At 68.2% G+C, this 24,040-nt stretch carries 23 protein-coding genes; 7 read left to right on the forward strand and 16 right to left on the reverse strand.

Features of this window, described 5'->3' with window-relative positions; genetic code table 11:
• Positions 1 to 173: 173 nt before the first annotated feature.
• The 3 genes from hisS to LVB87_RS09815 are packed head-to-tail and all read left to right on the forward strand — an operon-like array spanning position 174 to position 4,689.
• Positions 174 to 1,526: a histidine--tRNA ligase gene (gene hisS / locus LVB87_RS09805; RefSeq protein ID WP_232900531.1), complete on the forward strand. Its 1,353-nt coding sequence runs from the start codon at positions 174 to 176 to the stop codon at positions 1,524 to 1,526.
• Positions 1,523 to 3,394: an aromatic amino acid lyase gene (locus LVB87_RS09810; protein ID WP_232897793.1), complete on the forward strand. Its 1,872-nt coding sequence runs from the start codon at positions 1,523 to 1,525 to the stop codon at positions 3,392 to 3,394. The genes hisS and LVB87_RS09810 overlap by 4 nt, the downstream gene beginning before the upstream one ends.
• 47 nt (positions 3,395 to 3,441) lie before the next feature.
• Positions 3,442 to 4,689 carry a calcineurin-like phosphoesterase C-terminal domain-containing protein gene (locus LVB87_RS09815; RefSeq protein ID WP_232900532.1) on the forward strand — a complete coding sequence of 416 codons (1,248 nt, stop codon included), beginning with the start codon at positions 3,442 to 3,444 and terminating at the stop codon, positions 4,687 to 4,689.
• Here the strand turns inward: LVB87_RS09815 and mtnC are convergent.
• The 4 genes from mtnC to LVB87_RS09835 form a co-directional block, all read right to left on the reverse strand.
• On the reverse strand, positions 4,667 to 5,371 hold the full coding sequence (mtnC, locus tag LVB87_RS09820) for an acireductone synthase (RefSeq protein ID WP_232897794.1): 705 nt from the start codon (positions 5,369 to 5,371) through the stop codon (positions 4,667 to 4,669). The genes LVB87_RS09815 and mtnC overlap by 23 nt on opposite strands.
• Positions 5,368 to 5,931, reverse strand: coding sequence for an acireductone dioxygenase (locus LVB87_RS09825; RefSeq protein WP_232897795.1), 564 nt, complete (start codon positions 5,929 to 5,931; stop codon positions 5,368 to 5,370). The genes mtnC and LVB87_RS09825 overlap by 4 nt, the downstream gene beginning before the upstream one ends.
• A complete protein-coding gene (locus tag LVB87_RS09830; RefSeq protein WP_232897796.1) occupies positions 5,928 to 6,563 on the reverse strand; it encodes a methylthioribulose 1-phosphate dehydratase in 636 nt (211 codons plus the stop codon). Before LVB87_RS09830 ends, LVB87_RS09825 begins: the two co-directional genes overlap by 4 nt.
• A gap of 107 nt (positions 6,564 to 6,670) precedes the next feature.
• Positions 6,671 to 8,188, reverse strand: a complete 1,518-nt coding sequence (locus LVB87_RS09835; protein ID WP_232897797.1) for an amino acid permease — start codon at positions 8,186 to 8,188, stop codon at positions 6,671 to 6,673.
• Between the two features lie 188 nt (positions 8,189 to 8,376).
• Here LVB87_RS09835 and LVB87_RS09840 point away from each other — a divergent pair, with 188 nt between their 5' ends.
• Positions 8,377 to 8,910, forward strand: a complete 534-nt coding sequence (locus LVB87_RS09840; protein WP_232897798.1) for an NUDIX hydrolase — start codon at positions 8,377 to 8,379, stop codon at positions 8,908 to 8,910.
• A gap of 110 nt (positions 8,911 to 9,020) precedes the next feature.
• On the opposite strand, the gene yeiP is transcribed toward LVB87_RS09840, so the two are convergent.
• From yeiP to LVB87_RS09880, 8 genes are all read right to left on the reverse strand, one after another.
• On the reverse strand, positions 9,021 to 9,587 hold the full coding sequence (gene yeiP, locus LVB87_RS09845; protein ID WP_232897799.1) for an elongation factor P-like protein YeiP: 567 nt from the start codon (positions 9,585 to 9,587) through the stop codon (positions 9,021 to 9,023).
• A gap of 4 nt (positions 9,588 to 9,591) precedes the next feature.
• Positions 9,592 to 10,362: an SDR family NAD(P)-dependent oxidoreductase gene (locus LVB87_RS09850; protein WP_232897800.1), complete on the reverse strand. Its 771-nt coding sequence runs from the start codon at positions 10,360 to 10,362 to the stop codon at positions 9,592 to 9,594.
• Between the two features lie 66 nt (positions 10,363 to 10,428).
• Positions 10,429 to 11,730 (reverse strand): amidohydrolase family protein, encoded by a 1,302-nt coding sequence (locus LVB87_RS09855; RefSeq protein ID WP_232897801.1) that lies wholly within the window; start codon positions 11,728 to 11,730, stop codon positions 10,429 to 10,431.
• 2 nt (positions 11,731 to 11,732) lie between these two features.
• On the reverse strand, positions 11,733 to 12,239 hold the full coding sequence (locus LVB87_RS09860; protein WP_232897802.1) for a GNAT family N-acetyltransferase: 507 nt from the start codon (positions 12,237 to 12,239) through the stop codon (positions 11,733 to 11,735).
• A complete protein-coding gene (locus LVB87_RS09865; RefSeq protein WP_232897803.1) occupies positions 12,232 to 14,712 on the reverse strand; it encodes a bifunctional diguanylate cyclase/phosphodiesterase in 2,481 nt (826 codons plus the stop codon). Before LVB87_RS09865 ends, LVB87_RS09860 begins: the two co-directional genes overlap by 8 nt.
• Complete coding sequence (locus tag LVB87_RS09870; RefSeq protein ID WP_232897804.1) at positions 14,709 to 15,602, reverse strand: hydroxymethylglutaryl-CoA lyase; 894 nt, start codon at positions 15,600 to 15,602, stop codon at positions 14,709 to 14,711. The genes LVB87_RS09865 and LVB87_RS09870 overlap by 4 nt, the downstream gene beginning before the upstream one ends.
• Positions 15,603 to 17,612 carry an acetyl/propionyl/methylcrotonyl-CoA carboxylase subunit alpha gene (locus tag LVB87_RS09875; protein WP_232897805.1) on the reverse strand — a complete coding sequence of 670 codons (2,010 nt, stop codon included), beginning with the start codon at positions 17,610 to 17,612 and terminating at the stop codon, positions 15,603 to 15,605.
• The gene (locus LVB87_RS09880) at positions 17,612 to 18,403 is read right to left on the reverse strand and encodes an enoyl-CoA hydratase-related protein (protein ID WP_232897806.1); all 792 of its coding nucleotides are present in this window, start codon (positions 18,401 to 18,403) and stop codon (positions 17,612 to 17,614) included. Before LVB87_RS09880 ends, LVB87_RS09875 begins: the two co-directional genes overlap by 1 nt.
• Before the next feature lie 94 nt (positions 18,404 to 18,497).
• Between LVB87_RS09880 and LVB87_RS09885 the strand changes: the two genes are divergently transcribed.
• The 3 genes from LVB87_RS09885 to LVB87_RS09895 are packed head-to-tail and all read left to right on the forward strand — an operon-like array spanning position 18,498 to position 20,835.
• Entirely contained in the window at positions 18,498 to 18,749 is a 252-nt protein-coding gene (locus tag LVB87_RS09885) for a FeoA family protein (RefSeq protein WP_232897807.1), read from the forward strand.
• Positions 18,746 to 20,593 carry a ferrous iron transport protein B gene (feoB, locus tag LVB87_RS09890; RefSeq protein WP_232897808.1) on the forward strand — a complete coding sequence of 616 codons (1,848 nt, stop codon included), beginning with the start codon at positions 18,746 to 18,748 and terminating at the stop codon, positions 20,591 to 20,593. The genes LVB87_RS09885 and feoB overlap by 4 nt, the downstream gene beginning before the upstream one ends.
• Positions 20,593 to 20,835 carry a DUF6587 family protein gene (locus LVB87_RS09895; protein WP_232897809.1) on the forward strand — a complete coding sequence of 81 codons (243 nt, stop codon included), beginning with the start codon at positions 20,593 to 20,595 and terminating at the stop codon, positions 20,833 to 20,835. Before feoB ends, LVB87_RS09895 begins: the two co-directional genes overlap by 1 nt.
• A 16-nt stretch (positions 20,836 to 20,851) precedes the next feature.
• Here LVB87_RS09895 and LVB87_RS09900 read toward each other — a convergent pair whose 3' ends face one another.
• The 4 genes from LVB87_RS09900 to LVB87_RS09915 form a co-directional block, all read right to left on the reverse strand.
• Positions 20,852 to 21,214 carry a hypothetical protein gene (locus tag LVB87_RS09900; RefSeq protein ID WP_232897810.1) on the reverse strand — a complete coding sequence of 121 codons (363 nt, stop codon included), beginning with the start codon at positions 21,212 to 21,214 and terminating at the stop codon, positions 20,852 to 20,854.
• Positions 21,215 to 21,216: 2 nt separating this feature from the next.
• On the reverse strand, positions 21,217 to 21,723 hold the full coding sequence (locus LVB87_RS09905) for a polymer-forming cytoskeletal protein (RefSeq protein WP_232897811.1): 507 nt from the start codon (positions 21,721 to 21,723) through the stop codon (positions 21,217 to 21,219).
• A gap of 135 nt (positions 21,724 to 21,858) precedes the next feature.
• The gene (locus LVB87_RS09910; RefSeq protein ID WP_232897812.1) at positions 21,859 to 23,466 is read right to left on the reverse strand and encodes a carboxyl transferase domain-containing protein; all 1,608 of its coding nucleotides are present in this window, start codon (positions 23,464 to 23,466) and stop codon (positions 21,859 to 21,861) included.
• 142 nt (positions 23,467 to 23,608) lie between these two features.
• A complete protein-coding gene (locus tag LVB87_RS09915) occupies positions 23,609 to 23,950 on the reverse strand; it encodes a hypothetical protein (protein ID WP_232897813.1) in 342 nt (113 codons plus the stop codon).
• Positions 23,951 to 24,040: the final 90 nt, after the last annotated feature.

Below are 24,040 nucleotides of genomic sequence, written 5' to 3' on the forward strand. Positions count from 1 at the left end.
CAGAGCCGCGAATTCTAGCCAGCCGCGCGGGTGCGAGGCAAGCACCCCGATGCGATGATCTCGGCCGACGGTAGACTATGCGGCCTCAGGCCGGCGGAAACAGCGCCGCCAACGACCCCCGGGAGCCCCGTCATTTGAGCACGCCGATCAAGCCCCGCACGCCGTCGGGCGTCATGGAACTGCTGCCGCGCGACCAGATCGCGTTCCAGCGCATGCTGGACACCATCCGCCACACGTTCGAACAGTTCGGCTTCCTGCCGGTGGAAACGCCCGTGATGGAGCTCTCCGAGGTCCTGCTCACCAAGTCGGGTGGCGATACGGAGCGGCAGGTGTACTTCGTGCAGTCCACGGGCGCGCTGGACAACGCGGCGGCGGGTGACGGCGGCCGCCCCGAGATGGCCCTGCGCTTCGACCTCACGGTGCCGCTGGCCCGCTACGTGGCCGAACATGAACACGACCTCGTGTTCCCGTTCCGCCGCTACCAGATGCAGCGCGTCTACCGTGGCGAGCGCGCGCAGAGCGGCCGCTATCGCGAGTTCTACCAGTGCGACATCGACGTGATCGGCAAGGACAGCCTGTCGCCGCGCTTCGATGCGGAGATCCCGGCGGTGATCGCGGCGGTGTTCGAGCGGCTGGCCTTCGGCGACTTCACCATCCAGTTCAACCATCGCAAGCTGCTGCGCGGCTACTTCGAGGGCCTGGGCATCGATGGCGAGCAGCAACTCGCCGTGCTGCGCGAGCTCGACAAGCTCGACAAGCGCGGCGAAGCGGCCGTGCGAGCGACGCTGGCGGGCGAGGGCTTCAGCCTCGCGGCGAATGTCGTCGATGCGCTGATGGCCTTCTCGCAGGTGCGTTCGACGGGCCACGCCGATGCGTTGGCGAAGCTCGAAGCCTTCCCGGTCGGCACGGCGCTGTTCGAAGAGGGCCGCGCCGAACTGCGCGGCGTGCTCGCGGCGCTGCAGGCGCTGGGCGTGCCCGAATCGCGCTACGCGCTGAATCTCTCCATCGCGCGTGGCCTGGATTACTACACCGGCATCGTCTACGAGACCTTCCTCGACGCGCATCCGCAGATTGGATCGATCTGCTCCGGCGGCCGCTACGACAACCTCGCGAGCCACTACACGAAGTCGAAGCTGCCGGGCGTCGGCATCTCCATCGGCCTCACGCGCCTGTTCTACCAGCTGCAGAAGGCCGGCCTGGTGTCGGGTGCCGACAGTTCGGTCGACGTGCTCGTCGCGCTGATGGACGACGCGCAGCTGCCCGAAGCGCTCGCGCTCTCGCAGCGCCTGCGCGCCGCTGGCCTGAACGTGGAAACGCAGCTGGAACCGCGCAAGCTTGCCAAGCAGATGCAGTACGCCGATCGCGCGGGCATCCGCTTCGTCGCCATCCGCGGCGAAGACGAAGCCGCGCGCGGCGTGGTCGCGGTGAAGGACATGCGCCGCAACGAACAATTCGAATCGGCGGCAGAAACGCTGCCCGAGCGTATCCTCGAGGAACTGAAGATCACCCGGGAGTTGCAGGCATGAGGCCCGTCCGTCTCGATGGCCGCTCGCTGACGCAGCGCACGCTGGTCGAAGTCGCGCATGGCGCACCGGTGGAACTCGACGCGGACGCGCTCAAGGCCGTCGCGCGTGCCGCCGATTTCCTCGCCACGCAGGTCGCGCGCGAAGAACCCATCTACGGCGTGTCGACCGGCTTCGGCAGCAACGCCGACAAGCTGCTCGGCGCGCGTCCCGCACGTGGCGGCGAAGGCTCGCTGCATCGCGAACTGCAGGACAACCTGATCGTCACGCACGCCGTGTGCGTCGGCGAGCCCTTCGCGCCCGAAGTGGTGCGCGCGATGCTGTGCATCCGCATCAACACGCTGCTGCGCGGGCATTCGGGCATCCGCGTGGAAACGCTGCAGGCGCTCACCGCAATGCTCAACGCCGGCATCGTGCCGGTGGTGCCGCAACTCGGATCCGTCGGCGCGTCGGGCGACCTCGCGCCGCTCTCGCACCTGGCCATCGTGTTGCTGGGCGGCGGCGAAGCCTTTTACCAGGGCGAACGCATCCCGGGTGCCGAAGCGCTCGCGAATGCGGGCCTGAAGCCGGTCACGCTCTCCTACAAGGAAGGCCTCGCGCTCAACAACGGCACTGCGCAGATGCTCGCCACGGGCGTGCTCGCGGTGCAGCGCCTGGAAGAACTGCTCGAAACGGCCGACATCGCCGCGGCGATGACCATCGATGCCTTCGCCGGCCGCCTCGGTGCGTTCGCCGAAGAAGTGCACGCGCTGCGCCCGCATCCGGGCCAGGTGCACGTGGCGGAACACCTGCGCACCTTGCTCGCCGGTTCGACGCTCTCCGACATCCCGTACCACCTCGTGCCGAAATTCCGCACCTGGTCGCCGACGGCATGGGTGGGCGACGAGGACGCGCGCTTCGACATCAGCTGGAAGTGGGTGCCGCTCACGCAGCGCCACGGCCGCGAGAAGTTCTACGCGCGCTTCCGTCCGTTCCGCGGCGGCAAGAAGCACCAGCCGCAGGACAGCTATTCGCTGCGCTGCATCCCGCAAGTGCATGGCGCCGTTCGCGATGCGCTGGAGCAGGCGCGCCGCGTGCTCGACGTCGAGCTCAATTCGGTGACCGACAACCCCTTGGTCTTCCCGGATGCAGAGGCCATGTACGTCGAAGAGCAGGTGATCTCCGCCGGCCATTTCCACGGCATGCCGCTCGCGCTGGCGATGAGTTACGTCAAGGCCGCGATTCCCGTGCTGGCCTCGATCAGCGAACGCCGCCTCAACAAGCTCGTCGATCCGGCCACCAACGACGGTCTGCCGCCGTTCCTGATCGGCAACGAAGACGGCACCGAATCGGGCCTGATGATCGTGCAGTACACCGCCGCGGCCATCGTCAACGACCTGGCGAGCCGCGCGATGCCGGCGTCGGTGTATTCGATCCCCACCAGCGCGAACGCCGAAGACCATGTGTCGATGGGCGCGAACGAAGCGCGCCACGTGCTCGCGATGGCGGACGACCTGGGCAAGGTGATCGCGCTGGAACTGCTGACCGCAGCGCAGGCGCTCGACATGCGCCGTGACATGATCAGCGCCGGGCGCAAGCTGGCCCGCAAAGCCGATCCGGAAACCTTCGCCGCGAAGGTGCAGGGCGGTCCGCTCCTCGACGATCCCGGCCGCGCGACCTTCCTGGCGGAAGTCGAAGGACTGCGCGCGGAACTGGCCGGTGCCGAGGAATTCGGCCCGGGTCCCGCGATCACCGCCGCGCACGCCGCGATCCGCTGGCGCATCGGCTACCTCGATCGCGACCGCGCGCTCGACGGCGACGTTCGCATGGCAGTGAAGCTCGTCGAGGACAACAGCGTGCTGGATGCGGTGCGGGCCGCGTTGAGCGCATGAGGCGTGCGTGGCGGGTTGCCGCGGGCGCATTGCTCGCGGTCGCGGCCATGTCGGCGGGTGCTGCGGATGCACCGACGGACAGCATCCGCATCCTGGTCTTCGGCGACCCGCAGCCCAATTCGCCGGCCGCGGTCGACTATTACGCGCGCGACATCGTCGCCTCCGCGATGCCGGCGGCGAAGCAAAGCGTTGTCGGCATCACGCTCGGCGACGTCGCGAACGACCAGCCGGCGCTTTATCCCGGCGTGAAGGCGGCGACCGAACGCCTCGGGATCCCCTGGTTGTACGCGCCGGGCAACCACGACATCGACCACGATGCGACCTCCGACGCCGAGTCGTTGCGCAGCTTCCATGCCGCCTTCGGCGACGATACGCGCCTGTGGAAGCACCCGCTCGCCAATGTCGTCGTGCTGGACGATGTGGTCGCGCTGCCCGGCCAGTCGCCCGCCTACATCGGCGGCCTGCGCGAGGACCAGTTCGCGCGGCTCGAGACGTGGCTTCCGACGCTGCCGCGCGATCGCCTGCTGGTCATTGCCGCGCACATCCCGTTCTTCGACATCTCCACCACGCCCGGCCGGGAATCGTTCCGCAGTGTCGATCGCGCGCGCCTGTTCGCGTTGCTCAAGCCCTTTCCGCACGTGTTGTTGCTGAGCGCACATACCCACAACCAGCGTCATTTCTTCCACGACGCGAAGGACGGCTGGCAGGGCGCGACGCCGTTGCACGAATACAACGTCGGCGCCGCGTGCGGTGCCTTCTGGTCGGGCGTGGCGGACGCGCAGGGGATCCCCGACGCGATGATGTCTGACGGCACGCCGAACGGCTTCGCGACGTTGCAGGTCAAGCGCGGCGGCGACTACGCGCTTGCCTGGCATCCGGCGCGCGATCCGGCCGACACGCAGATCGCCCTGCACGCCCCGAAGGTGCTGCGCCGCGGCGCGTATCCGGCGTGGGGCGTGTTCGCCAACGTCTTCATGGGGCGCGACGACACGCGCGTGGAGTTCCGCGTCGACGCAGGCGAATGGAAGCCCATGGTGCACGTCGTGCAACCCGATCCGCGCGTGGCGGAGGAAAACGCCAAGGACGACGCGGCGGACCAGCTGCGTGGCTTCGATCGCTCGCCCGAAGCCGAGCCCTCGCAGCACCTGTGGCGCGCCGCGCTGCCCGCCACGCTCGCCGCCGGCACGCACGAAGTGGAAGTCCGCGCCTTCGACGCCTGGCGAGGCGAAGTGCGCGCGAAGACGACCTATCGCCTGGACGAGGGCGACCGCGTCAGCGCAAAAGCGAGTCGGTGATGTCCGCGAACGAATCCACGCGTGCGTGCCCGTGGCGTACTTCGCCCGCGCGCGGCACCGGGTAATCCTCGCGACGATCGACGAGCACCGTGCGCATGCCGGCCTCGCGCGCCGCGTCGAGTTCCTCGACCACGTCGGAGAGGAACACGATTTCGCCCGGCGGACGCCCGAGCGTCTGCGCAATCCGGCGATAACTCTCCGCCTCGCGCTTGTGCCCGACCGAGGTGTCGAACCACCCGGTGAACAAGCGCGTCAGGTCGCCTGCGTCCGTGTGCCCGAACAGCAGCTTCTGCGCCGGCACGGACCCTGAGGAATACACCGCGAGCGGATGCCCCATGCGATACCACGCGCGCAGGCGTTCACTCGCGTCGGGGTAGAGCGGGGCGGTGAAGTCCGCGCTGCGATAGCCCGCTTCCCACACCAGGCCCTGCAGCGCCTTGAGCGCGGTGTGCTTGCGGTCTTCGTCGATCCAGCCCTGCAGCGTCTCCACGATCATGTCGTCGCTGCACACACCGCCGTTCTCGATCGCCACCTGGTCGAGCCAGGGGCGCACGTCGGGGTCGTTGCCGCGCTCGCGGACGAATTCCGGCAAGGCGCGGCGTGCATACGGGAACAGCACGTCGCGGACGAAGGAAATGCTGCTGGTGGTGCCTTCGATGTCGGTGAGGATGGTCGCCGTCATCGATCGCGCGCCTGGCCGACTTCGTACCTCGGGAATTTCTGCGCGATATCCGTGCCGGTGAAGTGGCCCACCCACCCATCCGGCTCGGTGAAGAAACGGATCGCGACGAAGCGCGGCTCCGGCCCCATGTCGAACCAGTGCGTCATGCGGTCCGGCACGGCGACGAGATCGCCGGCTTCGCACAGCAGCTCGAACACGCGGTCTTCGACGTGCAGGGTGAACAGCCCCGAGCCGTCGACGAAGAAGCGCACCTCGTCTTCCTTGTGGAAGTGTTCGTCGAGGAACTTCTTGCGCATCTCCGCGCGGTTCGGATTGTCCGGCGCGATGCTCACCACATCGACGGTGCGGAAGCCGCGCTCCTCGACCAGCCGATCGATGTCGGCCTTGTACGCCGCCATGATCGTTTCGGGCGCATCGCCCGCCGCGATCGGCTGCGAGGCTTCCCACTGTTCGAAGGCCACGCCGATCGGCGCGAGTTCGCGCGCGATGTCCGCGTGCGTGTTCGCGACCCGCACCGGCTGGTCCGGATGTGCTTCCTCGAAAATGCGCAGGCGGCTCATCGTTGCAGTTTCCTCAATTCCAGTTCGCAGCCGAAAAGGAACTCGAACGCTTCCAGGTGGCGCCGCGCTTCGGCCATGTCGCGGCCCCAGGCGTACAGGCCGTGGCCGTCGATGAGGTAGCCCCACATCGGGCGCTCCTCGAGCAGGCAATCGACCTGCGCGGCGAGAGTGTGCATGTCCTGGGAATTCGGCAGCACGGGCACCACCATTTCGGTCTGGTGCGTGTCGTTGCCGCGGAACGCCTTGAGCAGTTCGTAGCCTTCCAGGCGCATGTAGCCGCGGCCGGCGAACAGGCGCGAGGCGATGGTCTGGTTCTGCGAGTGCGTGTGCAGGACGCAGCCGACGTCCGGGTAGCGCTTGTAGAGCTGCGTGTGCAGCAGCGTTTCCGCGGAGGGGCGATGGTCCGTGCCGACGGGCTGGCCGTCGAAGTCCACGACCATGATGTCGTCTTCGGTCAGCTTGCCTTTGTCGCGGCCGGAGACGGTGATGGCAGCGTGCCGGTCGTCCAGGCGCTGCGAGAAGTTGCTGCTGGTCGCGGGCGTCCAGCCCGCGGCGGCGAGCTCGCGGACGTTGCTGATGATGGAGCCCGCCGCGCGGCGAAGGGCTTCGCGGTCGTAGGGGAGGTCGCTCATGGGGGAAAGTGTACCCGCCCCGTGTTCAGACTCTGCAAAAACCGGGGCCCGGAAAAAGAAACGGCGCGGTTGCCCGCGCCGTTCCATTCAACCGTTTGTCGCTTGGCTTACGGGCCCGGCTCCGGACCTTCGTGCACCAGCGGGGCCGACGGGAGCGGATCGCTGTAGCCGTGGAGCAGCTTCTCGTTGCCCGGCGCCAGGTGGCTGCGGCGGCGCGCGTACATGAAGTACACGACCAGGCCGATCGTCGCCCAGATGCAGAAGTACTTGATCGTGGGGTTCCAGCCGAGGCTGAAGAACAGCAGCACGCAGCCGGCCATGGCCAGCGGACCGACCACCCACACGAACGGGGTGCGGAACGGGCGGTTGCGGCCCGGATCGGTCTTGCGCAGCACCATCACGCCGGCGGCGACCATGAAGAACGCGAACAGCGTGCCGGAGTTGGAGATGTCGGCCAGCATGCCCACCGGGAACATCGCCGCGAACAGCGACACCGCGATACCCGTGATCCAGGTGACCACGTGCGGCGTGTGGAAGCGCGGATGCACGCGCGAGAGCGCTTCCGGCAGCAGGCCGTCGCGGGCCATCGTGAACAGGATGCGGGTCTGGCCGAAGATCATCATCAGCACGACCGACGGCAGCGCGACGATGGCGGCGATGGCGACGAAGTTGCCGATCTGCGGATGGCCGATCGAGCGCAGCACGAAGGCCAGCGGTTCCTTGCTCTGCGACAGCGCGCCGCCCGGCTGTGCGCCCATGGCGCCGACCGCGGCGTAGGCCACCAGCAGGTAGAACACGGTGCAGATCGCGAGCGAGCCGATCAGGCCGATCGGGATGTTGCGGTTCGGGTTCTTGGTTTCCTCGGCGGCGGTGGAGACCGCGTCGAAGCCCACGAACGCGAAGAAGATCGATGCCGCGGCGCCCAGCACGCCCACGCCCGACAGCGGCGTGCCCCAGCCGTTCGGCAGCATCGGCACGAAGTTGGCGTGGTTCACCGCCGGCAGCGCCAGCACGATGAACGCAGTGAGTGCCACGATCTTGACGATGACGAGCACCGCGGTGAACTTCGCCGACTTCGACGTGCCCAGCACCAGCAGGCAGGTGATCAGCAGCGAGATCAGGAAGGCGATGAGGTTGAACGTGCCGTGGACGATCGAGCCGTCCGCCAGCGTCACCGTGTCGCCGGGCCCCGCCGTCAATGCGATGGGCAATGGCATCCCGATCGCGTTGAGGAACCCGTTGGCGTATCCGGACCAGCCGACGGCCACCGCACCCGCCGCGACCGCGTATTCAAGGACCAGTGCCCAACCCACCATCCACGCGATGAGCTCGCCGAGCACGGCGTAGGAGTAGGTGTAGGCCGAACCCGAGACCGGCACCATCGCCGCGATCTCGGAGTAGATCAGCGCCGTCAGTGCGCAGACGAAGCCTGCGATGACGAACGAATACATCATGCCGGGGCCGGCCTTGTTGGCCGCGACGGCGGTGAGCACGAAGATGCCCGTGCCGATGACCGCGCCGATGCCGAGCATCGTCAGGTCGAATGCGCCGAGCTGGCGCGTGAGGGACCGCTTGGCGGCGGTCTCCAGGATCAGGTCCAGCGGTTTCCTGCGTTCGAACAACATTTGCGAGCTCCCCAGAGCGTTAGGCGGTTCGGTGGTCCCACGGCCGGGTGGTGGGGCCACCGCGAACCGGCTGACCTTACATTGGCCTCCGTCGGGGGCACAAGTTCCTCAGGTGGGGGCAATCGGGATAATGCGGCGCCTTCTGTCAGGATTTCGGGATGAATTGGCGAAACGCGCACTCCGCACAAATGACCCTGCTCGCCGACTACCGCGCGCGGTGGCCCGGGGAGGCAGCGACGGTCGACGAATTCATCGCCCTGCTGGACGACGCTGAAGACCCCTTCCTCCGCGACCGCCTCGCCGGCCACTTCACCGCGTCGGCCTGGCTGGTCGACCGAAGCGGCAACCGTGTGCTGCTCACGCACCATCGCAAGTTGGACCGCTGGTTGCAGCTGGGCGGCCATGCCGATGGCGTGCGCGACTTCGCGCGCGTGGCGCTGACCGAAGCGGAAGAGGAGTCGGGATTGCCGGGCCTGTCGGTCGACGCGGCGATCTTCGACCTCGACGCGCACGAGATCCCCGAGCACAAGGGCGTGCCGGCGCACATCCATTACGACGTGCGTTTCGTGGTGCATGCGGGGGAAGAGGAATCGTTCGTCGTCAGCGACGAATCGCACGCACTGGAATGGCGTGCGATCGCAGCGCTGGTCGATGACGAACAAGCCGATCCATCCTTGCGACGGATGGCATGGAAGTGGCTGCAATCCCGTCGGGTGTCGTAGCCCCTTTTAGTAAAAGGGGCGCGCGTCAGCGGGGGAAATTGGAAGCAAAGGCTGGGGCCCGAAGTTTGCGCACCAAACTTTGGGGAATAAGTATTCGCTGTTGCGAATACTTATTCAGCCCGGCCGGCGAATTCGCCGGTCGTGGTGTTCACCCACACCTTCTCACCGTTGCCGATGTACTCCGGCACCATGATCTCGATGCCGGTGGACAGCTTCGCCGGCTTCGGGCGCTTGGTGGCCGTGCCGCCCTTGAGTTCCGGCGGCGTCTCGATCACTTCGATCGCGACGCTCTGCGGCAACTGGATCGCCACCGGGGCGTCTTCGATCAGCTGCACGTAGATGCCCGTGAGGTCGTCGACGATGTAGCCGGCGGCGTCGCCCACCGCGTCGGCGTCGAGCGTGTAGGGCGTGTAGTCCTCGTCGTCGAGGAACACGAAGGCCTCGCCGTCCTTGTACGAATACGTCGCCTGGCGGCGGCTCATGTCGACTTCGCGCAGGTCGTCGTCGCCGTCGAAGCTCGCGTCGAGCTTGGCCGCGCCCGGGATGCTGTACATCACGAAGCGATAGCGCACGTTGCCGCCGCGGCCCTGCGGCGAGCTGCGCTCGATGTCGCGGACCTGGTACACGCCGCCGTTGTGTTCGACGACGTTGCCTTTCTTGATGTCGTAAGCCTTCATGGGATCACTTCGGTGCGAGGCGCGTGGCGCCGTCGAGGCGAATGGTTTCGCCGTTGAGGTAGGTGTTCTGCAGGATGTAGGCGACGAGGTCCGCGAACTCTTCCGGCTTGCCCAGGCGCGAGGGGAAGGGGATGGACGCGGCCAGCGACTGCTGCACGGCTTCGGGCATGCCATCGACCATCGGCGTCCAGAAGATGCCCGGCGCCACGGTCATCACGCGGATGCCGAAGCGCGAGAGTTCGCGCGCCATCGGCAGCGTCATCGCGACCACGCCGCCCTTCGATGCCGAGTACGCAGCCTGGCCGATCTGGCCTTCGTAGGCGGCGACCGACGCGGTGTTGACGATCACGCCGCGCTCGCCGTCCACGCCCGCTTCGTTGCCCTGCATCAGCTGCGCAGCGGCCTTGGACACGTTGAAGCTGCCGACGAGGTTGACCATCACCGTGGTCTGGAACTGCGACAGCGGCATCGGGCCTTCCTTGCCCAGCACGCGGCCGGCGCCGAGGATGCCGGCGCAGTTGATCGCGACGTTCAGGCCACCGAGGAAGTCCTTGGCGGCGGCGACATTGGCGACCACGCCCGCTTCGTCGCTCACGTCGGTCTTGAAGTACTTCGCATTGCCGGCGCCGAGCTGCGCGACGGCGGCCGCGCCCTTCTCGTCGTTGACGTCGAACAGGGCGACCTTGGCGCCGTTGGCGACCAGGTGCTGGGCGACGGCGAAGCCGAGGCCGGAGACGCCACCGGTGACGATGGCGCGGGTGGAGGCGAGTTGCATGGGGGATCCCTGCGGGCGGAAAGCCGGGGATTTTACCGCGTTGCCCTGTGGCGGGGCGGCGGCCGGTCAGTTCCCGGGAGCGTTCCGGGCGATCACCCCATCCTTCATCACGAATACCGGCTTGCGCAGGGCTGCGATGTCTTCCGTCGGGTCGCCTTCGAACGCCGCCATGTCCGCGCGCAGCCCGACGGTGATGCTGCCGATGCGCGACTCCTGCCGCAGCACCTTTGCCGCTATGGTCGTGCAGGCCTGCATCGCTTCGCGCGGCGTCATGCCCAGGCGCACGAGCCATTCGGGCTCGCGATAGTTGTCGCCATGGCGGAACACGCCGACGTCGCTGCCGCAGGCGATCGTCGTGCCGGCCTTGCGTGCGCGGGCGAAGGCGTCGGCGACGTTGCGCATTTCTTCCGTCGGCGGCGATTGGCCGGGGACGTAGTGTTCGAAGTATTCGCCATAGGCCTCGGCGGCGGTGAGCGTCGGCAACCACGCGACGTGTCGGTCGCGCATGCGGCGGAACGTGTCTTCGGAGACTTCGTAGCCGTGCTCGATGGTGTCGGCACCCGCATCGACCGCCATGCGCACGGCTTTGTCCGTCATCGCATGCACGGCGACCGGACGGCCCGACAGATGCGCGGTGTCGACCATCGCCTTCAGTTCCTCGGGCAGGAACGTGGGTTGCATGCTGCCGTCGGTGCCGATGCGGTAATCGGCGTAGAGCTTGATCCAGTCCGCGCCATGGCCCGCCTGGTCGCGCACCGCGGCGATGCCGGCATCCACGCCGCTCACTTCCTGTGCCCCGCGGGGAAGGTTGATGTCGTCGCGGAAGCCTTTCGGGCCCGGGCCGTAGCTGCCCGTCGCGACGATCGCCTTGGTCACGACGAACATGCGCGGCCCGTCGATCAAACCGTTGTCGATCGCGTGCTTGATCGCGACGTCGTCGTAGTTCGCGCCTTCGGTACCGAGGTCGCGCAGGGTGGTGAAGCCCGCCTGCAGTGTGTCGTGCGCGTGGCGTGCGGCGCGCAGGACGCGTTCGGCTTCCGGCTCCTTCAACACCTGGTCATTCCAGAGCGTTTCGTTGTACGGGTGCAGGAAGACGTGCGAATGCAGGTCCATCAGGCCTGGGACGAGCGTGGCGTTCGGCATCGCGATGCGTTGCGCCTCGGCGGGGGCCTGCACGGTGGAAGGATCGCCGACGGCGACGATCGCGCCGTCGCGCACCAGCACCACCCAACCCGGATGCGAGGCGCCTTCGCCCGTCCACACGCGTGCGGGTTGCAGCAAGTAGGTTGGTTTGGGCGACGCCGGCGTCGCATCGGCGGCCATGGCGTTCGCAACGAACAAACACAGCACCAACGCGATCGCGCGCATCGTCAAAGCTCCATGAGGTAGAAGGTGTTGCAACCGCCGTGGCCGGTGGCGCCCATCGGTGCGTCGATGCGGCGGAAGCCGGAGCGCTCGTACAACTTCATCGCCGCGTCCATGCCGGACAGCGTTTCGAGGTAGCACTGCTTGAACCCGAACGCGCGGGCGGCGTCGAGCGAGCGGCGCATCACTTCCGCGCCTGCACCCAGGCCCCGCAGCGAGCGCAGGAAATACATCTTGCGCAGCTCGCAGGTGTCCGCGTCGCCGCCTTCGAGCGGCGCGACGCCGCCACCGCCTTCCACCACGCCATCGCGCTCCACCACGAAATACGCACTGCGCGGCGCGGCATAGGCGCGCGTCATCCAGTCGACTTCGGGATCGTTGATGGCAAAGCCGCTGCCGCTCGCGCCGAACTCGGGCATGACGGTGCGGATGATCTCGGCGATGCGCGCGTCGTCGCGCGTTTCGATGGGGCGGACGAGGAGGGCGTTGGTCGAACGAAAGGCGTCAGGCATGGATCTTTTCTTGTGGACGGGAAATGCGCAGGGCGAATTCTTCGGGCGTGAGCCCCGGCGCGAACAGGAATCCCTGGCCGACCGGCACGCCCAGTCGGATCAGGAACTGACGTTGTGCATCGCTCTCCACCCCTTCGGCGACGAGGCCCAGGCCGAGGCTCTGCGCGATGCCGGCGACCGCCTGGCAAATCGCGACGTCCGAGGCGTTGTGCGGTACGCCCGAGGTGAATTGCTGGCTGAGCTTCAAGCCGTGGATGGGCAGGCGACGCAGATAGTTGAGTGCGCTGTAGCCCTCGCCGAAGTCGTCGATGCTCAGCACGACGCCGAGCAGTCGTAAGGCAGCGAAGGTGGACAGCGTGTCCGGCGCGTCTTCGATCAGCACGCGCTCGGTGAATTCGAGTTCCAGTGCATCGCCGGGCAAGCCCGCGCTCGCAAGCGCTTCCGCCACGGTTTCCGCGAGGTCCTCGGCGAGGAACTGCCGATACGAGACGTTGACCGCCACGCGCACGATCGGCAGGCCTTCCTCGCGCCAGCGGCGCATCTGCTGGCAGGCCTCGCGCAGCACCCAGCGACCGATGCGCACGATGTCGCCGGTGGTTTCCGCGTGGCCGATGAAATGATCCGGACGCATCTCGCCGAGCACATCGTTGCGCCAGCGGATCAGCGCCTCGGCACCGACGGTGCGGCCCGTCATCAGATCGACCTGCGGCTGGTACACCAGTTTGAGTTCGCGATTGTCGACCGCGCGGCGCAAGTGGGTTTCCATCTGCAGGCGCTGCTGCTGCTGTTCGGCGAGCGCGGCGCTGAAGTCCTGCCAACCGTTGCGCGCGCGGCGCTTGCTGTCGTACATCGCCACGTCGGCGTTCTGGATCAGCGTCTGCGGTTTGTCGCCATGTTCCGGCGCGCGCGCGATGCCGATGCTCGCGGTGATCGTGAATTCCTCGCCCGCCATGCGGAACGCCTCACCGAAGGTGTCGAGGATGGCGGCGGCCAGGCGTTGCGGGCGTTCGGCGTCGTCGCCGGTGGAGCACACCACGAGGAACTCGTCGCCACCGAAGCGCGCGATCAGGCCTTCGGTCGACACCGCGCGCTGGATGCGCCGCGCTGCGTTGGCGATCACCTGGTCGCCCGCGGCATGGCCCAGCACGTCGTTGACGACCTTGAAGCGATCGAGGTCGATGTACAGCACCGCGACATCGGCCGAGGAGGGATCGTCCAGGCGTTCTTCGAGTTCTTCCAGCACCGCATCGCGATTGAGCAGCAGCGTGAGCGGATCGGTGCGCGCCAGCACGCGCAGCGTTTCCTCCGCCTGCTTGCTCTCGGTGATGTCCTGGAAGGTGCCCGTGAGGCGCGTGCCGGTGGGATCGACGGCATCGACTTCGCCGATGATGCGGATCCAGAGCGTGTGGCCGTCCACGCCGATGCCCTGCAGTTCGAGTTCGAAGGCGTCGCCGTGTTCCACCGCGCGCGTGAGCGCATGGTGGAAGCGCTTGCGTTCGGTGTCGCGCAGGCAGGCCTGCAGTTCGTCGAGGCTCGCAGTCGATCGGCCAAGTCCGAGCATGCGTTGCGCTTCGTTGGTCAGGTAGACGAGTTCGTTCGCCGCATCCCACTCCCAGCCGCCGATGTGCGCCAGGTCCTGCACGCGGTCGAACAGCGTGATGTCGCGCTTGAAGGCCGTGACATCGGAGAACAGCGAGAGTACCTGCTGCGGCTTGTCCTTGCCGGGGCCGAACTGCGGAACGGACGTGATCGACACCCAGCTGAGCTTGCCGGTCACGACGTTGAGGAAACCGAGCACGGTGCTGGGCGCGATCTTCCCCGTGTGCAGGGCGCGGTAGGAAGGAAGTTCTTCGTGGCGCAGCTCCGCACCGTGTTCGTCGAACACGCGCCAGCGCTCCGGTTGCAGTTCCGCATCCAGGCTCGCGCCGGGCGGGATGTCCATGATGCGGATCGCCGCGGGATTGGCGTAGGTGACATGGCCCGTCGCGTCGCGCACGAGGATGCCCTTGTCGATCACTTCCATCAGCTCGCGGTAGCGCACTTCGGCTTCCACGCGCCCGCTGAGGTCGCGTGCGACGGCCACGATGCGGCGCTGGCCTTCGTCGGTGAAACCGGCCGAATGCACTTCCACCGGGAAGCGCGTGCCGTCGGCGCGCATGTTGGTGACTTCCACGACGTAGGTGCCGCCGCGGTTGAGCGTTTCCCACACGGGGGCGAGGTGGTCGCGCGGGAGTTCGGGGTTCAGCGTTTCGATGCCGCGGCCGATGATGTCTTCGCGCGGGCGTTTGTACGCCGCGATGCCGGCCTTGTTGAGGTCGAGCACGGTGCCGTCCCAGTCGATGATGCTGACCGGATCGGGCACGGCATCGAACAAGGCGCGGAAGCGATCGCGTTCGGCGTCGAGCGCCGCGTTCGCGGCCTGGAGCGCAGCCTCCGCTTCGGCAAGCTTCCGGCGGAGCGCGTCGTCTTTCACGCGGCGGCGAACGCCTGGGTGACCTTGCTGCCGCTGCCGCGGCCGAGGAGGGCGGCGAGCCAGCGGCCTGTCTCGACGAGCTTGTCGAGGTCCACGCCAGTCTCCACGCCCATGCCGTGCAGCATGTACACGACGTCTTCGGAGGCGACGTTGCCGCTCGCGCCCTTCGCATACGGACAGCCGCCGGTGCCGCTCACCGACGCATCGGCCACGCGCACGCCTTCTTCCAGGCACGCGAGCAGGTTGGGCAGCGCCTGGCCGTAGGTGTCGTGGAAATGCACGGCGAGCGCGGCCATCGGCACCTCGGCCGCGACGGCGCGCAGCATCGCGCGCGCCTTCACCGGCGTGCCGACACCGATGGTGTCGCCGAGCGAAATCTCGTAGCAGCCCAGGTCGTGCATGCGGCGCGCCACGCGGACCACGTCGGCGACCGGCACTTCGCCCTGGTAGGGGCAGCCGAGCACGGTGGAGACATAGCCGCGCACGCGCACGCCGTCGGCCTTCGCGCGTTCGACGACGGGGCGGAAGCGTTCGATCGATTCGTCGATCGTCGCGTTGATGTTCTTCTTGTTGAAGGCTTCCGAGGCCGCGGTGAACACCGCGACTTCCTCGGCGCCCACGGCGCGCGCACGTTCGTAGCCCTGTTCGTTGGGCACGAGCACGGGATAGCGCACGCCCGGCTTGCGATGGATGCCGGCGAACACGTCGGCGGCATCGGCGAGCTGCGGCACCCACTTCGGGCTCACGAAGCTCGTCGCTTCGATCGTCGACAGGCCGGTGGCGGTCAGGCGGTCGATCAGCTCGATCTTCGCCGGCGTGGGCACCAGCGTCTTTTCGTTCTGCAGCCCGTCGCGCGGACCGACCTCGACGATGCGGACGAAATCGCGCACTCAGGGCTCCAGGGTGACGAGTACGGCGTCGGCGTCGACGAAATCGCCGGCCACGGCGCGCACTTCGGCGATGCGGCCGTCGCGCGGGGCCTTCAGGCTCAGCTCCATCTTCATCGCTTCGATCACGAGGACCTCCTCGCCGGCGCGCACGTCGTCGCCTGCACGGGCCTTCACCACGACCACGCGACCGGGCATCGGTGCCGTCACGCGATGGCCGCCGCCCGCGGCGGCGCCCGCATCGCGACGATACACCCCGACCGGCTCCAGTCGAAGGCGTCGGCGCCCGTCGTGGACGACCGTGCGATGCGCGTCGAGGTCGAGCGCGAAACGCCGGCCTTCGCCGTCGAAGCGCGCGCTCAGGGTGTTGTCGAGCAGGCGCGCGCCCGCGACCTCGGTGGTCGTGCCGTCGTGTTCGATGCGGTAGTCGCCGCCGCTGCCGTGCGCGGCGAGCAGGAGGCGTTCGCCGCGATGCAGGAACGCGAGGTCGCGCTTGCCGGCGTGGCCCAGGCGCCATCCGTCGGCGCTGGCCCAGGGTGAGGTCGGGTCGTCGGAGGCCGCAGCGGCGTCGCGCGCGGCCTGTTCCTGCGCGAGCAACTGCGCAGTGGCGCCGGCGATCAGCAACGCGCGGTCGACGTTCGCCTCCGGCATGAACTCGTCGAGGTGGCGGTCGAGGTAACCGGTATCGATGGTGCCGTTCACCACCGCGGGGTGGCGGACGAGGCGTTCGAGGAATTCGATGTTCGACTTCGGGCCACCGATCTCGCAGTGCGCCAGGGCGTCGCGCATGCGGGCGAGCGCCGACGGGCGGTCGGCGTCGTGCACGATGAGCTTGGCGATCATCGGGTCGTAGAAGATCGTCACGGTGTCGCCGGCGACCACGCCCGAGTCGATGCGCACGTGCGCATCCGCGGCGGGCAGGCGCAGGCGTTCGAGCTTGCCGGAGCCGGGGAGGAAGCCGGCTTCCGGATCCTCCGCATACAGGCGCACTTCGATCGCGTGGCCGTCCTGGCGCACCTGTTCCTGCGTGATCGGCAGCGCATCGCCGGCGGCGACGCGCAATTGCCATTCGACGAGGTCCAGGCCCGTGACCAGTTCGGTGACCGGGTGTTCCACCTGCAGGCGCGTGTTGATTTCCATGAAGTAGAAACCGGCGGGCTTGCCGTCGGCGTCGGACTCCACGATGAATTCCACGGTGCCGGCATTCACGTAGTCGATCGCGCGCGCGGCGGCGACCGCGGCTTCGCCCATCTGCTTGCGCAATTCAGGCGTGAGCACGGGCGAGGGGGATTCCTCGAGCACCTTCTGGTAGCGGCGCTGCGCGGAGCACTCGCGCTCGTTGAGGTGGATCGTGTTGCCGTGCGCGTCGCCGAAGACCTGGATCTCGATGTGGCGCGGATGGTGGACGTAGCGTTCGAGCAGCACGCGATCGCGACCGAAGGCGTTGCGCGCTTCGCGCTGGCAGGACTCGAGGTTGGCCATGAATTCGTCGAGCACACGCACCACGCGCATGCCCTTGCCGCCGCCGCCGTGCGCGGCCTTGATCATCAGCGGAAAGCCGATGCGCGCCGCTTCGCGCGCGAGCACGTCGGGTGCCTGGTCCACGCCGGTGTAACCGGGCACGACCGGCACGCCGGCCGCCTGCATCAATTCCTTCGCACCGGCCTTGCTGCCCATGCGACGTATCGAGGCGGCGCGCGGACCGATGAACGCCAGGCCCGCGGCTTCCACCGCGTCGGCGAAGTCGGCGTTTTCGCTGAGGAAGCCGTAACCCGGATGGATGGCCTGCGCACCCGAGCGCTTGGCCGCTTCGAGGATCGCTTCGCCGCGCAGGTAGCTTTCCTGCGGACGCGAGCCGCCGATGTGGAATGCCGCGTCGGCCAGGCGCACGTGCTGCGCGTCGGCGTCGGCGTCGGAGTACACCGCGACGGTGCGGATGCCGAGGCGGCGGCAGGTGCGGATGACGCGGCAGGCGATTTCGCCGCGGTTCGCGATGAGGACCGTATGGAACATCAGGACTCCGTCGTCCAGGCGGGGCGGCGCTTGCCGAGGAAAGCCGCGAGGCCTTCCTGGCCTTCGGGCGAAACGCGCAATGCGGCGATGAGGGCGGCGTTGTCGGCGTCGATGGTCGCGGCATCGCCCGTGTGCGCGATGCGACGGACGAGCGCCTTCGCCGACGCGGCGGCGATGGGGCCGGCCTGCAGCAGCAACTCGGATTGCTGCATGACGGCGGCATCGAGCGCCGCTTCGTCGTCGACCAGCATGTGGACCAGGCCGATGCGCTGCGCCTCGGCGGCGTCGAAGCGCTCGGCGGTCGCGAACCAGCGCCGCGCCTGGCGCGCGCCGATCGCGGCGATCACGTACGGGGAGATCACGGCCGGCAGCAGGCCCAGGCGCGCCTCGGTGAGGCCGAAGGTCGCGTTGCGCGTGGCGATGGCGATGTCGCAGCAGGCGACCAGCCCGACGCCGCCGCCGAAGGCCGCGCCCTGGATGCGGGCGATGGTGGGCTTGGGCAGCTCGTCGAGCGTGCGCATCAGCTTGGCCAGGCGCAGGGAGTCCTCGCGGTTCTCCGCCTCGCCGGCCGCAGCCATGCCGCGCATCCAGTTCAGGTCCGCGCCGGCGGAGAAGGACGCGCCGGCCCCTTCCAGGACGACCACGCGGATCGAGGGATCGCGGCCCAGCGCTTCCAGCGCCTCGGTCAGGCCCGCGATCAGGCCCGCGTCGAAGGCGTTGTGGAGCTGCGCCCGGTCCAGGCGCAGGCGGGCGACCGGGCCCTCGCGAAGCAGCTGAAGGGAATCGCGCATCAGGCCCAACCAAAGAGGGACAAAGGAGGCGAATCATAGCCGGGCAGTCGGTGCTATTCTTGAGAACAATTCGCATTTGCCGGAACCCCCGCCCGTGAGGCTCACCGACCTGCCGCGCCGTATCGCCGCCGCCGTCGAGCGCGTCGACGATCACATCCCCAACGACGCCATCGCGCGCCGCTTGCGGGAGCTTGGCTTCGTGGCCGGCGAACCGGTCGAAGTGCTCGCCGCCGGGCCGATCGGGGCCGAGCCGTTGCTGGTGCAGGTCGGCTTCACGCGTTTCGCGTTGCGTCGTGCGGAAGCCGATCGCGTGGTCGTGCGCCGCGCCGCGGAGGCCGCCGCATGAGCGCTGTCGATACGCTGCGCATCGCGCTCGTCGGCAATCCCAATTGCGGAAAGACGGCGCTGTTCAACCTGCTCACGGGCAGCCGGCAGAAGGTCGCGAACTACGCGGGCGTCACCGTCGAACGCAAGGAAGGCCGCTTCCACGCACCGTCGGGCCGCACGTATGCGCTGCTCGACCTGCCCGGCGCGTACAGCCTGCAGGCCGCGAGCCTGGACGAGGCGATCACGCGCGATCTGTGCCGCGGTTTCTATCCGGGCGAGCCCGCGCCGGATGTCATCGTGTGCGTCGTGGATGCGACGAACCTGCGCCTGCACCTGCGCTTCGCGCTCGAAGTGCGCGCGCTGGGCAAGCCGATGGTGCTCGCGGTCAACATGATGGATGCGGCCAAGCGTCGCGGCATCGAAGTGGACCTTGCAGCGCTCGAACGCGAGCTCGATGTGCCCGTCGTTCCCACCGTCGCCGTGCAGCGCCATGGCGCGCAGGCGCTGGTCGCCAGGCTCGACCAGATGGCGGGCACCGGCCACGTGCCGGCGCCGATGGAACATGTCGCGCACGATCCCGAAGCCCTGCATGCGGAAACGCGTCGCCTGCTTTCGCTCGCCGTCACGATGCCGCGCCGCACTGCCGAGATCGACGATGCGCTCGATCGCTGGCTGCTGCATCCGATCTTCGGCCTCGTCGCACTCGGCGTGGTGATGTTCCTGATCTTCCAGGCCGTGTACGCATGGGCGACACCGGTGATGGACCTCATCGACGCCAGCACCGCGTGGCTCGCCGAATGGGCGCGCACCACGCTGCCCGCCGGACCGCTCAACAGCCTGCTCGCCGACGGCATCATCTCCGGCGTCGGCGGCGTGATCGTGTTCCTGCCGCAGATCCTGGTGCTGTTCCTCTTCATTCTCGCGCTCGAGGAATCGGGTTACCTGCCGCGCGCGGCCTTCCTGCTCGATCGCATGATGGCGTCGGCTGGTTTGTCGGGGCGCTCGTTCATTCCGCTGCTTTCGAGTTTTGCGTGCGCGATCCCCGGGATCATGGCGACGCGTTCGATCCAGGATCCGCGCGATCGCCTGGCGACGATCATCGTCGCGCCATTGATGACCTGTTCCGCGCGCCTGCCCGTCTATGCGCTGCTGATCGGCGCCTTCATCCCGCAGCGAGCGGTGGGCTGGTTCAACCTGCAGGGGCTCGTGCTGTTCGCGCTGTACGCGGTCGGCATCCTCAGCGCGCTCGCGGTGGCCTGGGTGATGAAGAAGTGGCGGCGCGACAAGAGCGAGCATCCGCTGATGCTCGAACTGCCGTCCTACCGCATGCCGCATCCGCGCGACCTGGCGCTCGGCCTGTGGGAGCGCACGATGATCTTCCTCAAGCGCGTGGGCGGCATCATCCTCGCGCTGACCGTGCTGCTGTGGGTGCTGCTGTATTTCCCGAACGGGGGCGGCGACGTCACGCAGAGTTTCGCGGGCCGCATCGGCGAGGGGATGACCACGCTGTTCTCGCCGATCGGCTTCAATTGGCAGATCTGCATCGCGTTGATCCCGGGCCTGGCGGCGCGCGAGGTCGCGGTGTCCTCGCTCGCGACGGTCTATGCGCTCTCCGCGGCGGACGACGCGGCGGCGGCACAGGCGCTCTCGCCGATCATCGCGCACGGGTGGACGATGGCCACCGGGTTGTCGCTGCTGGTCTGGTACATCTACGCGCCGCAGTGCCTGTCCACGCTCGCCACGATCAAGCGCGAAACCGGTTCGTGGAAGCAAGTCGGCATCAGCGCCGGTTATCTCTTCGGGCTGGCGTATCTCGCTTCGTTGGTGACCTACCAGGTCGCCGTGGCGCTCGGAGCCGGCTGATGCACGCCTCGCTCACGCTGCAATACGTGGTCATCGGCATCGCCGTCCTCGCGAGCGCGGGCTACGTGCTGCAGTCGCGCTGGCCGGCGGGCGTGCGCCGCATGCGCATCGCGTGCGCGCTGCCGCTGGTGCGCGAGTCGCGACCGGGGTGGATGCGCAAAGTGGGGAAGTGGATCGCGCCGCGGGTGAAACCCGGCGGCGCGGGGTGCGACGACGGCTGCGACGGTTGCAGCTCGCACTGACGCGTTGACGCGGAGCTCAGTGGCGACGCTTGGCCTTCGCGCCCGTCGCTTCGGTCATTTCGACCTGCACGGAGAACGTGCGCTTTTCATCGGGCTGCAAGGCGCCCACGCCGATCACCTGGCGCACGATTTCCTCGCCGCGGTCGTTGCGGATCGAGAGCACCATCGAATACTCGAAGATCGTTTCGCCGTCCGGTGGCGTGATGGTGCCTTCGATCTGCAGCGGATGGATCGCCGTCTTCGCGCGCGCGATCGCGGCGTCGTCGTAGCGCAGGTGGCCCCGGCATGCGGGGCACACGCTGGCGCTTTCCAGGATCGTCGCCTTGCAGTGGGGGCAGGTGCGCGTGGCACCTGCCGTTCCCGGGCGCGCTGCGCTCATGCTCAGGCTTTCTTCTCTTCCCAACCGAACTCGACCTGGCCCCGCATGCGCGAGCCGGCCGCGACGGTGAACTGGGTCGCCTTGACGTCGCCGGAGAGCACGCCGGATTCGAGCAGGTCCACGCGCTGCGCCGACTCGATGTTGCCTTCGAGTTCGCCCGCGATGATGACCTTCTGCGCGCGCACGCCGCCGTTGAGCTTGGCGCCCTTTTCGATGGTCAGGTCGCCTTCGACGTTCACGTCGCCCTTGAACTGGCCGGCGATGCGCACATGGCCGGTGCCGTGGATCTTGCCTTCGATAGTGAGGTCGGCGGCGATCAGCGATTCGCTGATCTGGCGCGCAGCGCGCGCGGGCGCCGGCGCAGCGGCAGGCTGGACGGGCGGCATCGCGGCGGCGGGCGCCGTGTTCGACGCCTGCGTTTCCGGCGCCATGCGCACGGGTTCGGCGGGCGGCGGGACCGGCGTGTTACCGGTGGTCTTGGCGGGGGCCTGGTCTTTCCAGAGAGCCATGTGAAAGGTCCTGCGTACTGATGGGAACCGGGAGGCTAGCACCCGTCACGCCGCAATGACGCCGCACGAACGGCCAAGCGCTTCAGGCAGCGGACAGGAACATTTCCGCATCCGCGCATTCATCGGTGCGCGCGATCACATTCGGAAGATGCCGAAGCGACCGGGCTCGATCGGTGCATTGAGCGAAGCAGCAAGGCCCAGGCCCAGCACGCGGCGCGTATCGGCCGGATCGATGATGCCGTCGTCCCACAAACGCGCGGTCGCGTAATACGGATTGCCCTGCGACTCGTACTGGTCGCGGATCGGCGCCTTGAAGGCTTCTTCCTCTTCGGGCGACCACGCCTTGCCCGCCGCTTCGATGCCGTCGCGCTTCACGGTGGAGAGCACGCTCGCGGCCTGCTCGCCGCCCATCACGCTGATGCGCGCGTTCGGCCACATCCACAGGAAGCGGCCACCGTAGGCGCGCCCGCACATCGCGTAGTTGCCGGCGCCGAAGCTGCCGCCGATGACGACGGTGAACTTCGGCACGTGCGAGCACGCCACCGCCGTCACCATCTTGGCGCCGTCCTTCGCGATGCCCGCGTTCTCGTACTTGCGGCCCACCATGAAGCCGGTGATGTTCTGCAGGAACACCAGCGGGATGTTGCGCTGGTTGCACAGCTCGATGAAGTGCGCGCCCTTGAGCGCGCTCTCGGAGAACAGGATGCCGTTGTTGGCGATGATGCCGACCGGGTAGCCGTGGATGTGCGCGAAGCCGCACACCAGCGTCTTGCCGTAACGCGCCTTGAACTCCTGGAACTCGCTGCCGTCGACCACGCGCGCGATCACCTCGCGGATGTCGAAGGGGCGGCGCGTGTCCTTCGGCACGATGCCGTAGAGCTCCTGTGCGGCGAACAGCGGCTCGCGCACGGGATGGGTGACCACGGGCAGCGTCTTGCGACGGTTGAGGTGCGAGACGAGGCTGCGTGCGATCTCGAGCGCGTCGCGGTCGTCTTCGGCGAAATGGTCGGCCACGCCGGACACGCTGGTGTGCACGTCGGCGCCGCCGAGCGATTCCGCATCGACGACTTCGCCGGTGGCCGCCTTCACCAGCGGCGGGCCGCCGAGGAAGATCGTGCCCTGCTCGCGCACGATGATCGATTCGTCGCACATCGCCGGCACGTAGGCACCGCCGGCGGTGCACGAGCCCATGACGACGGCGATCTGCGGGATGTTCTCCGCGCTCAGCCGCGCCTGGTTGTAGAAGATGCGGCCGAAGTGTTCCTTGTCCGGGAACACCTCATCCTGCAGCGGCAGGAACGCGCCGCCGGAATCGACGAGGTAGACGCAGGGCAGGCGGTTCTCGCGCGCCACTTCCTGCGCGCGCAGGTGCTTCTTCACCGTCATCGGGAAGTAGGTGCCGCCCTTCACCGTGGCGTCGTTCGCCACGATCACTACTTCCTGCCCGTGCACGCGGCCGATGCCGGCGACGATGCCCGCCGCGGGTGCGGCGTCGTCGTACATGCCTTCGGCGGCGAGCGGCGCGATTTCCAGAAAGGGGGAGCCCGGGTCGAGCAGGGCGGTGATGCGATCGCGCACGAGCAGCTTGCCGCGCTCGGTGTGCTTGGCGCGCGCCTTCTGGCCGCCGCCTTCCGCTGCGCGCGCCAGGCGCGCGTCGAGCTCATCCACGAGCGCCTGGTGCCAGGCCACGTTGTCCTGGAAGTCCTGCGAGCGGGGATCGAGTTGCGAGGTCAGCGTGGGCATGGTCGGTCAGGCGTGAGGCGAATGCCGGCAAGGATAGCGGGCGCACGGGCCCATTAAGAAAAAAACCCGCCGGGGCGGGTGGGTCGATCCAAAAAAGAAGACCCGCCGAAGCGGGTCTTCAGATGCAGCTTGAAGCGAAGAATTACTTCTTGGCTTCGTCGGCCTTGGCCGGAGCAGCGGCTTCGGCAGCAGCGTCGACGGCCGGGGCAGCGGCGGCGGTGGCGGCAGCGGCGACGGTGTCGGTGGCTTCCGTCACGGCAGCGGCGGTTTCGCCGGCAGCTTCGCCGGTGGCGGCGGCAGCGGCTTCGGCGCCTTCAGCGGCGGCGGTACCGGCAGCGTCGGCAGCCTGGCCAGCCTGGTCGGCGGCGGCGGCGGTGGCGTCGGCAGCCTGGGCGGCTTCCGTCTGGGCCGTGGCGGTTTCGTTCTTGCAGGCCGCGAGAGCGAGGACGCCGGCGGCGAGGAGGACGTAGAGCTTGGTGTTCATGAATCTCTCCGAGGAGTTGTCTGAAGGATGCTAGCGGGTCAGGCAACGCCAGTGCGCGCGGCAGTCCGGCTGCAGGTGCGGCCGGCTTCA

It is taken from the genome of Lysobacter sp. KIS68-7 (assembly GCF_021284745.1).
Taxonomy (GTDB): domain Bacteria; phylum Pseudomonadota; class Gammaproteobacteria; order Xanthomonadales; family Xanthomonadaceae; genus Noviluteimonas.

What these genes read in the sequence shown, in the direction of transcription:
- hisS (WP_232900531.1), top strand. Translation starts at nt 174, where the DNA reads ATGGAACTGCTGCCGCGCGACCAGATCGCGTTCCAGCGCATGCTGGAC.
- LVB87_RS09810 (WP_232897793.1), top strand. Translation starts at nt 1,523, where the DNA reads ATGAGGCCCGTCCGTCTCGATGGCCGCTCGCTGACGCAGCGCACGCTG.
- LVB87_RS09815 (WP_232900532.1), top strand. Translation starts at nt 3,442, where the DNA reads ATGTCGGCGGGTGCTGCGGATGCACCGACGGACAGCATCCGCATCCTG.
- mtnC (WP_232897794.1), bottom strand. Translation starts at nt 5,371, where the DNA reads ATGACGGCGACCATCCTCACCGACATCGAAGGCACCACCAGCAGCATT.
- LVB87_RS09825 (WP_232897795.1), bottom strand. Translation starts at nt 5,931, where the DNA reads ATGAGCCGCCTGCGCATTTTCGAGGAAGCACATCCGGACCAGCCGGTG.
- LVB87_RS09830 (WP_232897796.1), bottom strand. Translation starts at nt 6,563, where the DNA reads ATGAGCGACCTCCCCTACGACCGCGAAGCCCTTCGCCGCGCGGCGGGC.
- LVB87_RS09835 (WP_232897797.1), bottom strand. Translation starts at nt 8,188, where the DNA reads ATGTTGTTCGAACGCAGGAAACCGCTGGACCTGATCCTGGAGACCGCC.
- LVB87_RS09840 (WP_232897798.1), top strand. Translation starts at nt 8,377, where the DNA reads ATGACCCTGCTCGCCGACTACCGCGCGCGGTGGCCCGGGGAGGCAGCG.
- yeiP (WP_232897799.1), bottom strand. Translation starts at nt 9,587, where the DNA reads ATGAAGGCTTACGACATCAAGAAAGGCAACGTCGTCGAACACAACGGC.
- LVB87_RS09850 (WP_232897800.1), bottom strand. Translation starts at nt 10,362, where the DNA reads ATGCAACTCGCCTCCACCCGCGCCATCGTCACCGGTGGCGTCTCCGGC.
- LVB87_RS09855 (WP_232897801.1), bottom strand. Translation starts at nt 11,730, where the DNA reads ATGCGCGCGATCGCGTTGGTGCTGTGTTTGTTCGTTGCGAACGCCATG.
- LVB87_RS09860 (WP_232897802.1), bottom strand. Translation starts at nt 12,239, where the DNA reads ATGCCTGACGCCTTTCGTTCGACCAACGCCCTCCTCGTCCGCCCCATC.
- LVB87_RS09875 (WP_232897805.1), bottom strand. Translation starts at nt 17,612, where the DNA reads ATGTTCCATACGGTCCTCATCGCGAACCGCGGCGAAATCGCCTGCCGC.
- LVB87_RS09880 (WP_232897806.1), bottom strand. Translation starts at nt 18,403, where the DNA reads ATGCGCGATTCCCTTCAGCTGCTTCGCGAGGGCCCGGTCGCCCGCCTG.
- feoB (WP_232897808.1), top strand. Translation starts at nt 18,746, where the DNA reads ATGAGCGCTGTCGATACGCTGCGCATCGCGCTCGTCGGCAATCCCAAT.
- LVB87_RS09895 (WP_232897809.1), top strand. Translation starts at nt 20,593, where the DNA reads ATGCACGCCTCGCTCACGCTGCAATACGTGGTCATCGGCATCGCCGTC.
- LVB87_RS09900 (WP_232897810.1), bottom strand. Translation starts at nt 21,214, where the DNA reads ATGAGCGCAGCGCGCCCGGGAACGGCAGGTGCCACGCGCACCTGCCCC.
- LVB87_RS09905 (WP_232897811.1), bottom strand. Translation starts at nt 21,723, where the DNA reads ATGGCTCTCTGGAAAGACCAGGCCCCCGCCAAGACCACCGGTAACACG.
- LVB87_RS09910 (WP_232897812.1), bottom strand. Translation starts at nt 23,466, where the DNA reads ATGCCCACGCTGACCTCGCAACTCGATCCCCGCTCGCAGGACTTCCAG.
- LVB87_RS09915 (WP_232897813.1), bottom strand. Translation starts at nt 23,950, where the DNA reads ATGAACACCAAGCTCTACGTCCTCCTCGCCGCCGGCGTCCTCGCTCTC.